Here is an 11,269-nt window from a genome sequence, read left to right as displayed (position 1 = left end):
AAAAAATAAACAAAAAATCACTCGGATTTTTGTCAAATAAAGCTTGGCTCATCCGTATATTTTGTAACAAAAGGATCCAATTATGAAAATATTTATCACCCTCCTCTTTTCTTGCTCCCTCTTGTGGGCCACCGATAAACCAAACATCCTCATTATCTTAGCCGATGATCTCGGCTATGCCGACGTGGGTTACCATGGACTCGAAGAAATTCCCACTCCCAATATCGATCGCATTGCTAATGAGGGTGTACAATTTAGTGCTGGTTACTCCAATGGCAGTATCTGTGGCCCCACGCGCGCCGCTCTCATGAGTGGAGTTTATCAACAACGCATTGGCTGTGAAGGTATTTGCGGCGGTCGCAAACTTAACGAACATGTCGTCGTAGGCATGCCACGAGAAGTTAAAACTTTAGCTCAGTACTTCCAAGAAGCGGGTTATGCCACTGGCTTGTTCGGCAAATGGCACCTCGGTGGTGAACGCCTCTTCGATAAAACCCTTATGCCCACTTCCCGTGGCTTTGATGAATTCTTTGGCATTTTAGAGGGGGCTTCACTCTACGACGACACGGTTAATCGCGAACGCAAATACATTCGCCAAGATACCGTTATTGATTACGAAGGGGAATATTTTACCGATGCTATTGGACGTGAGGCGGTAAGTTTTATCACTCGTAAAGGCGACAAACCTTTCTTTCTCTACCTGCCTTTCACAGCCGTTCACGCACCCATGCAGGCCAGTGAAAAATATATGCAGCGTTTTGCGCATATCGCAGATCCTAATCGTCGTGTTTTCGCAGCCATGCTCAGTGCCATGGACGATAATATTGGACGCGTTTTTGACGCCCTCGAACATCAAGGTATCCTCGATAATACGCTCATCGTTTTTTGGTCTGATAATGGTGGAAAGCCCGATAACAATTACAGCCTTAACCACCCGTTAAAAGGGCAAAAAACTCAATTCTATGAGGGAGGCATTCGAGTCCCCGCCTGTGTTCGTTGGCCCAAGGGCCAAATCCCTGCAGGCAAAACCCTCGATCAGCCAGTTTTCCTTATGGACATCTTTCCAAGCGCTTTAGAAGCTGCCCAAATCACTGTTCCCAAAGACATTGAGGCCAAAACCATTCTCCCTTTGATGCAAGGAAAAACTAACCAGACTCCCCACCCCGCTATGTTCTGGAAACGCGCCGGTAAAATGGCTGTGCGCATGGGTGATTGGAAACTCTCCAATGCGGGAGGTCCTAGCGAGCTCTTTAATCTAAAACAGGATATCAGCGAATCCCGCAATATTATCGATCAACACCCCGACATTGCCAATAAAATGAATCGGCTTTGGTTGAATTGGGATAAGAAGAATGTACCTGCTTACTTTGGTCACGATAAAGCACTCCCTATAAAAGTCCCACTACTTCATCGCAAAATTGGCCAAAAAGCCAAGACTTTAAACTAAAAAAGTGCTTCACTCAATTCCTTGAGGATCCAAAAAAAAGCGCTTCCCAATTGAGAAGCGCTTTTAAAATCATTTGTGAACTGAGCTTATTTTACAACTTTTGGAAATTTTCCAATCTTAGCACTGGGAGTGGCATCAGCTTCAACATCACCCGCGGCATATTGAATCCCGGTGAGGATATGTTGCATGGCAACTGGATTCATAAAAGTGGCATCATTGTGACCAAGATTCGTGTAGAAAACTCTTGAGCCCGTGAAAGAACGCAACCAAGAAACGGGGTAATCATTATCTTTGCGTTTCATATTCTTTTTCATCATATTAGGTCCAGAGAGGTCTAAGCTTAAAAGCACTCGCATTTTATCGCGTGTGAAATGCTTATCATCTTTATACTGATAGATCTCGTCCTTGATCTTAAAACCCTGAGGAACCATTTTCGCACAGGCATGATCAGGACATTCATTATAAATTGTTACTTCATCACGGGCATTCCAAGGGTGACCATCAAAAATGCCGCCCATCGCTTCGAGATAATTAGGCCAGTTTTTATGGCAATCAGTTGCGGCGTGAATTCCCACTAAGCCTTTTTTCTCCGCTAAAAATTTCTCAAAAGCCGCACGTGCCTCAGGTTTAGAAATTGGATCTCTAGTCGTACTCAACATCAGGATTACATCGTATTTTGCGAGTTCCGCATCATTGAACACAGCTTCATCTTCAGTATGAACGGCCGTAAACGCACCTGTTTCTTCACCCATAGCTTTGATCATCACTGCTCCCGTTTCAATTGAACCATGACGGAAACCCGTTGTTCTCGAGTAGACCAAAACTTTGCGCGGAGACTTTGCTTTTACCACGTCAAAACTCGAAAACATTTTCTTTATCTCAGCTTCTTTTTCAATGAGCGTTTTATTGGCTTTTAGTAAACTGATTTTCTGCTTGGTCGACTTGGGGAGTTTTTTCTTATCCTTTGAACTTGCTTGTAAGGTTTGGATCTCTTGATTGATCTGTTTAAGTTTAGCGTTTTTATCTTCATTTGCGAAAGTTGTCATACTTGCTAGCGCTAAGGCTGAAAAAATAAAGTTTTTCAATTTCATGGGCTCTCCTAATTATTTTAAATAGTCAATAAATCTATATGTCTTGCTAAGTATTAATACTCCACATGATATAGTTTTGTGACATTATTTAACATAAATTTTAACTTATTGTTTCAAACAAGGGCAAAAAAGTATAATTATTGTCCGCATTGATCAATGAGTTAAGCAAAATTCCGACAGCTTTTGAAATTCATTTTTTAATTCCTCAATAAAAACTTGGGCCCCCTTGATCATGCTTAATTTATTTTGGGAATATAAAACAGAAACCGACTCTCTAGCCAGATGGGGGGTTTTATCATTGATCAATAAATGTGTGGTGTCAGAGATTTATTGAAAAGAGCTAGAGAATCGGTATCTACTCATAAAACGGTTCTCAAACTCAATTGATAACAAGAAAGGCGATAAAACTTCAAAAAATTATGCCAAGAGGCTCAAATTGTGTTGAAGACTTGGATCAAATAGAGCGCTTTTTACCCATTTTTTGGATAAATCTTCCTATTTAAACGGTCGACTCTGAGCTCTATTAGCACATCAACAATTCATCGGAGATCTATCCATGTATAAATTTATCATCCTATTAATGGTCCTAATCATGAGCTCATGTACTTCTGTCAACAATTCCACTCCCCAAGTTCAACATATCGTCATGTGTTGGTTAAAACCCGATGCTTCCCAAGCTGAATTTATCCAAGCCGTCAAAGACCTGAAACAGATTGATGAAGTTCAAAGTGTTTCTGTTGGCACTAAGTTAGAAAGCGTCGAGCCCGTCGCCGACAATAGCTTCGACATCTCATTCATCATCACTTTTAAAAATAACGATGATCTAAAAGTCTACCTCGATCACCCTAAGCACGTCGAAGCCGTCACCAGCGTACTCAAACCCGCCCTCGCTAAAGTCATTGTCTACGACTTCCAAGAACAATAAAACTCGCACATCAAAAAGCCCGTGGCTCACAGCACGGGCTTTTTTTCTTTAAGAGTTCCTCGCTAATCCTTAATCAGTGAGGAGCGATTGACCTAATTTGCGGACTTCTATAAATTTCTTTAATAGCTGCTTTTTAATCTGTGAATACTCAGGATTAGTAATGAGATTTTTCTTATCTTCTTCTTGAGGGTTGGTGGCTAAATTAAATAATGATTTTGCTTTCAGATCGTTTAAGTTTTTTTGATTAGATGAATGCATAATCAATTTCCAATCTCCCTCTCGAATTGCATAGGCTGCTTTCTTTTTAGCTAATTGGCTTTGATGAAACAAGTATTTATGGCCAGAGGCTCCCTCTTTATTCAAAAAAATTGGCAAAAGATTTTTTGAATCCATAACAACTGATCTATCCAGTTTTTCACCAACAACTGCAGATACAGTTGCTACCGCATCATGAGCCACAACAAATGCATTGGATTGGCTAGCCTTCTTGATTTTTCCAGGCCAAACGGCAATGAATGGCACGAGGTGTCCTCCTTCAAAAACACTACTTTTGATCCCGCGCCAGCCATTTGAAGAATCATGCCCCAAATCACTCATGGCTTGATCCGGTTTGAGGCCACCATTGTCGGAAGTAAAAATAAATAATGTATTTTCAGCAAAGCCATTATTTTCTAAAGCCTTCCTCAACATCGCAATCTGCACATCAAGTTCCACAATCATATCCCCGTGTTTACCTGGGGTACTACCAGCAATTTTCACTCCATTTAATTCTTCGGGTGCCGTATGGGGAATATGAACGGCTTGTGAACAATAATACATGAAGAAGGCTTGATCAGAATGACTTTTTTTGTGATCTTTGATGAAATTAATCGCTTTATTAACGAGGACTCCACCTGCTTCACGTGGATCCCAAAAGCTATCTCCTACACCTTCCAAATCATTGTGTTTTCTAGCTTTATCATACATGAGTTGCTTGGATGAAAGCTTTTTTAGAATCGAATCCTTATGAAGAGGCATCCATTTTTGATTCTCATAAAAAGCAAAGGGTTCACCCTGAATCCCTTGAGGTAACTCACAAGAATAATCAAACCCGTAGTCATTAGGTCCCTTGGCTCTGCGGGAGTAATCAATTGCATCCGTCTTCCATCCAGTGTGTATTTTATCAGAACCCTTTTGGTACATTTGACCTCCAAGTCCCCATTTTCCAAAGAATGCCGTGCGATACGATGCCTGTTTTGCAATGCGAGCCGAAGTCGTAAACTTCGGGTCAATCCCCGTATCTCGATGACTCATCCATACACCAAAAGCCGAATAATTCCTGAATGAATAATTCCCGGTTAACATGCTAAATCGAGTCGGAGCACAAAGAGATGCCGGCGAATGCGCATTAGTGAAATGCATCCCATCCGCTCGTAATTTATCCAGTGCTGGAGTCTGAATAATGGCTTGATTCGAAGTTCTTTGCTGATGAAAATATGAAATATCTCCCGGCCCTAAATCATCCGCTAAAACCAAAACAATATTGGGACGTTCATTTGCGATTATCGCAAAATTAAAGCATAAATAAATGGCGAGACAAATTTTGCTAAGTGTTATATTTAATATCATCTAATTAGGCTTTCTTCTTTTTTTTCTTAAGTGGAGGATCTATTTTTTTAGGTCTTGGATTCACATAAATAGGACTGTCGCTCAATGCCCATTCGATATCTTGTTTCATCGTTGCTTTGGTGAAACTAGGATCATTATATTTTGTCCCATAACGTTGCATTTCTTTAGCTAGGCTTCGAATCACAGATCGATATTGTGGATCATTAATGTAATTAATTGTTTCATCAGGGTTGTTCTTTTTGTCAATTAACCATGGCTCGTCCCACGGCGCCATTACCAACTTATACTGATCTGTAATAGCTGCGACCCATTTTTCTTTTGTCCCACGAATAAAAGTTACATCACTCCAACCAGTAGGTACTTTACCATGCAGTAATTGTGATCCGTCGCGACCCTCTTCTTTGCCCGCAGTTTCTTTATCCATGAGCCCAAGAATTGTCGGTAAGAAATCGACTCCACTCAGTGCTTCATTAACTATTTTTCCTGAGCTGATCTTTTTCGGGTAACGCACAATGAAGGGCACCTTAGCTGAAGCTTCCAGTGGAATCCCTTTATTTTGACGACCGTGCTCACCTCTCATATCCCCATGATCAGAAGTGAACACCACAATAGTATTTTCTAAGATCCCTTGTTCATCTAAACAAGTCATTATGCGAGCAATGTTATCATCGATACATTTAATCATGCCGTAATACTGACTTTGATTGGCCGCTCCCCTTTTTGTCGTTGCCCAGGAAGGTAGATCATCTTGTTTTTTAGATGCTGTCTTTGGCTTCTGAAAGTTCATATGAGTATACATTGTGTCGTAAGGAGCCCGCACCGTGTCTGGCCCGTGGGGATCTGGGTAACTGACCATATAACAAAACGGACTCGCTTTGTGTTGGGTGATGAAATCAATTGTTTTATTAGTGAGCCAATCTGTTGTATAAGTATTCTCGTCAGCACCATTTACGTCGTAAGTTGGTGTCCCTCTTTTTTCAGCTCCGATTTTAGGCCCCGATGCCGTATCCAATATCTTTTTCCAATGCCCACGATTAAACATGTAACGATTATCTTCGAATCCAAATTGACGCTCTGGCCCCCATTGTGGTTTACCATCACCATCTAAATGCCACTTTCCTGAATACCCCGTCGTGTAGCCATGAGACTGAAGGATTGAGCCAAAAGATACCACGTCGTCGCTCATGTGAGTATTATTATCTATAACCGGGGTGTTTTGTGGGTACTGTCCACTGATAAATGAACCACGCGCCGGTGAGCAGACTGGAGAAGATGCATAGAAGTTATTACAAAGAACGCCTTCTTCTGCCAATTTATCAATATGTGGAGTCTCGACAATATTTCCGTCGCCCCAGATCATTGCCTGATCTTTGGAAAGCAGTTTTCTGTAACAACCCAAAGTTCTAAAATTGTGCTCGTCCGTCATAATAATGAGAAGGTTTGGGTTCTCTTTCGTGGCTGCTGCGTACAACTTTGGGCTAGAAACTAAACAGGCCGCCGCTGAACCCACATTTATCTTTAAAAAATCTCTTCTATTCATCTCAATCTCCTACAGGTAAAATTCTTATTTATAAATCAAAAACTAAATAGAAACAAAGTTGGATTTACCACCCTTCATTTTCTTTAGCTTGGATTTAAACTTTGATATCACTTCTTGATATTCCGGCTTTTGTGCCAAATCATATTTTTCAATTGGATCTTTAATTAGGTCGTATAAATACATCTCTTCCGGAGATACATAGACAAAACGGTATTGCTTTGATCTCATGGAGTATTTCAGTGATTTTTCAACAATATCTTCAACACTCATCGTCTGTTGTTGTTTATCGCTAAACCACTGTTTCATAATTGCGGTGACAGCAATATCATCACCAGTCCACTCAGCTTTTTCTGGATTTACTAGCAAGGGTTTCAAACTATGGCCCGACAAAGATGGTCCGCCCTTTTTGGCTGTTTTCCCTTTTAACTTACATAAATCGACCAAGGTCGGATAGATATCAATTAATGATACGGGAACCTCACATTTGGCTCCTGCTTTCGCGAGATCAGGCACTCGAATGAGCAAAGGAATGCGGCAGGACTCTTCCCAAGTTGAGTTTTTACCGATCTGAAAGTGCTCCCCATTGTGCCACCCGTGATCTGAAGTAATGATGACAATTGTATTGTCTTTATATTTACTTTTTTCTAATGCATCCAATACACGACCTATATTTTCATCGGCTGCATGAACACTGGCTAAATAGGCTTGATTATATAATTTAAATGCGGTCGTCAGGTCGCCGTAGCTCGCATAGAGTTCATGCACTTTTTTATAAGGCTTCTCCAACTTAGAGTAGTCGTCCAATGGCTTAAAATGTTTGATGGTTTCCAATTGTCCCACCGTCAACTGAACATCTTCAATTGGGAAATGGTCAAAGTGTTTTTGCTCAGCATGCATGGGTGTATGTGGGCGTACAAAACCCAAATTAAGATAAAATGGAGCTTTTAATTCATCGCCTTTTCCTTCAAGCCACCCCTTTACTAAATCAGCATTAACTTTATCGGGAGTCATGTAACCCCTCTTGGGGTCATACTCTGTTTTGGCATTAATATTTTTACTCCAGACTGTGCCCATTTTGGATCCCTCTGCAGGACCTGATACCCAATGAGCTTTTTCACCTAGACCTTTTTCAGGAGCTGCTTCTAGAATCCCAAAAGAACCATCCACTCGACCACGATCAGCAAAGGGAGATTTCACATTGGGGTGAGCACCTACTGAATCATCTTCATTTTTCCAAAAAGGTCCATACAAGGGGCCGTAATAGTGTTTCGTCCAGTTTTTGTGTTCAACTCCATGTTCTGTCTTCCCCGTGCCGATGGAATAATAGTTGTTTTTCTTAAAGTAATCCGAAAGGGTAAAATTATTTTTCAACCCTTTGTGCTTGCTAACACGTTTCATGGCTAGGCCTGAGTGCCATGGCGCTATACCCGTATGTAGGCTAGCACGACTTGGAGCACACCAGCCCGCATTGGCAAAAGCATTTGTGAAACTCACCCCAGTCTTCGCAAATTTATCGAGATTAGGAGTTTTTGATTGTGGGTGACCACCAAGTCCATTGACATAATCGTTAAGGTCATCTGCAATAATGAACAGTACGTTGTAAGGCTTATCCGTGGCACTTTGAATACTTAGGCTAAAAGCAAGCGTAGCAAAGTAGAGCAATTTTCTGAAATCTTTTTTAAAAATCATATCTTTATCTTTTTATTTGTATTTAAAATTGAGTATTTCTTTCTTAAGTTTTAATCAAAAACTTATTACCAATCATTGCGCCAAAACTTCTGATCGTAAGTCGATGCAAAAGTTAGTAATGTGACGCCGCTTAGCGCTGCTAAATGTCCATCTTGGAAGTACACATTCGCCTTATTTTGGTGTCGTGCGATACGAGTTTTTTTATCCGAATGAAATATTTTATCTGTAGTAAAATATCCTTTATAAATATTATCCCAAGCATTGTAACTATCCATATAGACCATGCGTTCAGACGAGCCTGTCCCTGAACTTAAAAAAAAGTCTGATCCAGTGTTAAATGATGACTTTGGGTCAAATTTCCAATTCATGGCCACATTGCTTTTCCAACCATCTGCACTCACATCTAGCCCCATTGGACACTGCGCCGCTGCTGGCACCCAATTTCCTAGAGACGGTTCCATGAAACCATTTTTCGTTAAGGCTTTTATCGATGAATCCCCACTGTAGTCAAAAGGGAATAAGCCTTCCCAATCTTCACTATACATAAAGGCAGCAGTGCCAATTTGACGAATATTATTCGCACAGCTTACTTGAAAAGCTTTCTGCCGCCCTTTGGATAAGACCGGTAAAAGTATACTGGTGAGAATGCCAATAATGGCTATGACCACCAATAATTCGATTAGTGAAAACTTTTTATATTTCATCATCTGACCTACCTTATAATTAATTAAATAAATTGTTTATACCCAAAGAATTCAAGCTAAATTTATTAGTGACAAAAATTGTTAAAAAAAAATTAATTCGCCAATTGAGAAATTTCCTCGACACTAATTGAGCGCGTCCATATAGTCACCTCGTCAACTAGGCCTTTGAATGCTTTGACATTTAATTTATTGAAAGCCTTGTTGGTATAGCCAAGACCACCAATTGAAAGGCGCATTGACTTAGTAAAACTTAAATTGACATCACTACCTTTCTTGATTCTTGTGACAGCTTTTTCACCATCGACATAGATCAAAACTTCTGATAGCCTACACGATTCTTTAGGCATAGTTATTGCTAAATGATGCCAATTCCCATCGTTAATTTTTTCTGTAAGCGCCATTAAATAATGATCTTTAGAAATCACGACTTCGGGAAGTCCATTATTGATATGCAGGTTCATGAAACCTTTAAGCGCCTTAGACCAAATTGATCCAGTATTTATAATGAGCTGATTTTCTTCAGAACTAGTCTTTATCCAAACAGAATATGAGATGGGCTTACCATTATCAAGTGGCCCCATACCATAGCTAGTCATGATAGTATTCTTAGTAAATTTTCCCGCTGTTCCATGTTTACCAGGAACTAATTCAACTTTGTGATGTAGTGCGTCATAGCTATTGGCAAAGGAACCATTATTTGGGATTATACGATCACAATACACCCCACGTACCCGCTGTGATTGCTTTTGGTTTTTTTTGAATTCTAAACCTGTAATAGGCCGCTCTGAGTAGAGAAAGTCCTTCTCAAAAGAAAAGCTAAAGACGGGCTTATCGAGTTCTAAAAAAGCGAGTTCTCCTGAATGAGTAAATTGGGGCTTTTTAGATGTCTTATCGATCATCAATATACCTGATTGTTCAAAATTATTATCTGAAACTGATGGGCCATTTTGCTTGTAGCAAATGATTTTAATTTGATCATCACTTATGTCTACAGTCTGAAAATTATTAAAAAAATTCCCCCGGCTTACTACTTGAATCACATTTGAATGAGGATCTTTACTTACTGTATTTGCATGGACTTCTCCCGCAAAATATATATCCACTTCATACGTACGAAGCAATTTCCAAAATATGCTTTCCATTCCATCGTCCATCATCATCCCACTACTATTTACTTTGCGAACAGGATAAATTACGGGAAGATGAGATTGTACAAAAATATGCTTAATTGATGAATCATTGCGCGCCTCAATCAATACTTTTTCCATCCATTCCAACTGTTTCCCCGTGATCGTTCCTGTTACGCTACCTTCATCTGATATACGCTTGTCGGGGCTTTCTTGGTAAAAGGCATCAAGTGTTATAAACAGGACATTTTTATGCTGATATGCGTATGCTGTGTCCTCGAATGGCGTTCCTAAAGGCTGAGAAGGCACTTTGCCTATTGGTTTATTATATAGAAAGTCCCCACCATTAGCTTTATAGTTAAATGATTTTGCAAAAGCTTCTCTAAACTGCGGCTGACAATGTGAAAGAACTGAATTTTCCGGCCATGGGTTATCGCCCATTTCATGATCGCCTACTGCCATAATTAACTTAGAATATCCACCTTTTTTAAATGAGCTTATCATGCCATCATAACATAGTTTACCCGCTGCTAGAATCGCTTCACTAGGCGAGAGCTGTGGATTAAATGATTTGATGAATTTGGGAGTATCCCAATGACCACCATTGCTATCTCCCGGCATAAGAATTAGTTCTCCACCATAATTATCTTTCAACATTTTTATATCGGCCACATCCTCTTCTATAGCTTGCTTCAACCAAGACGGATTTTTAGCTGATTGAGTATATTTTTCTGCGTTATGCCAATCTGCAAGAAGTAGAAAACGCCAAGTTTCTTCGGCTTTTATTAAGTTTGAAGTAAATACTATTAATAGTAAGATTGGAATTTTCACTGCATTCTCCTGGTCGTAATTCTTGACTCATTTTGTTAATGATTTCTTTAGCTTATTAGCCTTATATATTTGATCAAAGTTTGTCCTTAATCACTAAATTTTCGCAAGACAAAAACTTTAACTTTGCAATTTCATGACTTACAGAAAAATGATAAATCCTGTAAAAAGCTCCTGTAAAAAGCTTTGAGATTTAAAGGCTAGATGCACTCCGACAGTTCATTCAAGAGGCTCATAAATAATAGCTTTAAAATGTATTTATTTGTAAAAAATTCCGCCTAAAATGCTATATTGTAGTTCTTTACAAAAA

At 39.8% G+C, this 11,269-nt stretch carries 8 protein-coding genes; 2 read left to right on the top strand and 6 right to left on the bottom strand.

All coding sequences use genetic code 11. The annotated features are described in order from the left end of the window. Positions 1-82 precede the first annotated feature (82 nt). Complete coding sequence (locus LNTAR_RS08845; RefSeq protein WP_007278341.1) at positions 83-1,447, top strand: sulfatase family protein; 1,365 nt, start codon at positions 83-85, stop codon at positions 1,445-1,447. A gap of 86 nt (positions 1,448-1,533) precedes the next feature. Here LNTAR_RS08845 and LNTAR_RS08840 read toward each other — a convergent pair whose 3' ends face one another. Next, positions 1,534-2,538, bottom strand: a complete 1,005-nt coding sequence (locus tag LNTAR_RS08840; RefSeq protein ID WP_007278340.1) for a ThuA domain-containing protein — start codon at positions 2,536-2,538, stop codon at positions 1,534-1,536. Between the two features lie 556 nt (positions 2,539-3,094). Here LNTAR_RS08840 and LNTAR_RS08835 point away from each other — a divergent pair. Next, positions 3,095-3,463, top strand: coding sequence for a Dabb family protein (locus LNTAR_RS08835; RefSeq protein WP_007278339.1), 369 nt, complete (start codon positions 3,095-3,097; stop codon positions 3,461-3,463). Between the two features lie 69 nt (positions 3,464-3,532). Here the strand turns inward: LNTAR_RS08835 and LNTAR_RS08830 are convergent, their stop codons facing one another. The 5 genes from LNTAR_RS08830 to LNTAR_RS08810 all read right to left on the bottom strand — a co-directional run bounded on the left by LNTAR_RS08830 (position 3,533) and on the right by LNTAR_RS08810 (position 10,962). Beyond that, a complete protein-coding gene (locus tag LNTAR_RS08830) occupies positions 3,533-5,071 on the bottom strand; it encodes a sulfatase family protein (protein WP_007278338.1) in 1,539 nt (512 codons plus the stop codon). Between the two features lie 4 nt (positions 5,072-5,075). Then, on the bottom strand, positions 5,076-6,611 hold the full coding sequence (locus LNTAR_RS08825; protein WP_007278337.1) for a sulfatase family protein: 1,536 nt from the start codon (positions 6,609-6,611) through the stop codon (positions 5,076-5,078). A 42-nt stretch (positions 6,612-6,653) separates the two neighbouring features. Then, entirely contained in the window at positions 6,654-8,300 is a 1,647-nt protein-coding gene (locus tag LNTAR_RS08820) for a sulfatase (protein WP_007278336.1), read from the bottom strand. A gap of 65 nt (positions 8,301-8,365) precedes the next feature. After that, positions 8,366-9,007, bottom strand: coding sequence for a type II secretion system protein (locus LNTAR_RS25455; protein WP_007278335.1), 642 nt, complete (start codon positions 9,005-9,007; stop codon positions 8,366-8,368). Positions 9,008-9,096: 89 nt separating this feature from the next. Continuing rightward, on the bottom strand, positions 9,097-10,962 hold the full coding sequence (locus LNTAR_RS08810) for a LamG-like jellyroll fold domain-containing protein (RefSeq protein WP_007278334.1): 1,866 nt from the start codon (positions 10,960-10,962) through the stop codon (positions 9,097-9,099). Positions 10,963-11,269: the final 307 nt, after the last annotated feature.

The organism is Lentisphaera araneosa HTCC2155, from assembly GCF_000170755.1.
GTDB classification, from domain to species: Bacteria; Verrucomicrobiota; Lentisphaeria; order Lentisphaerales; family Lentisphaeraceae; genus Lentisphaera; species Lentisphaera araneosa.
The sequence above is the reverse complement of the archived record's forward strand: the minus strand, read 5'-3'. Positions and strand labels throughout refer to the sequence as shown.

Coding starts and splice junctions, on each gene's coding strand:
- LNTAR_RS08845 (WP_007278341.1), top strand. CDS start 83: ATGAAAATATTTATCACCCTCCTCTTTTCTTGCTCCCTCTTGTGGGCC.
- LNTAR_RS08840 (WP_007278340.1), bottom strand. CDS start 2,538: ATGAAATTGAAAAACTTTATTTTTTCAGCCTTAGCGCTAGCAAGTATG.
- LNTAR_RS08835 (WP_007278339.1), top strand. CDS start 3,095: ATGTATAAATTTATCATCCTATTAATGGTCCTAATCATGAGCTCATGT.
- LNTAR_RS08830 (WP_007278338.1), bottom strand. CDS start 5,071: ATGATATTAAATATAACACTTAGCAAAATTTGTCTCGCCATTTATTTA.
- LNTAR_RS08825 (WP_007278337.1), bottom strand. CDS start 6,611: ATGAATAGAAGAGATTTTTTAAAGATAAATGTGGGTTCAGCGGCGGCC.
- LNTAR_RS08820 (WP_007278336.1), bottom strand. CDS start 8,300: ATGATTTTTAAAAAAGATTTCAGAAAATTGCTCTACTTTGCTACGCTT.
- LNTAR_RS25455 (WP_007278335.1), bottom strand. CDS start 9,007: ATGATGAAATATAAAAAGTTTTCACTAATCGAATTATTGGTGGTCATA.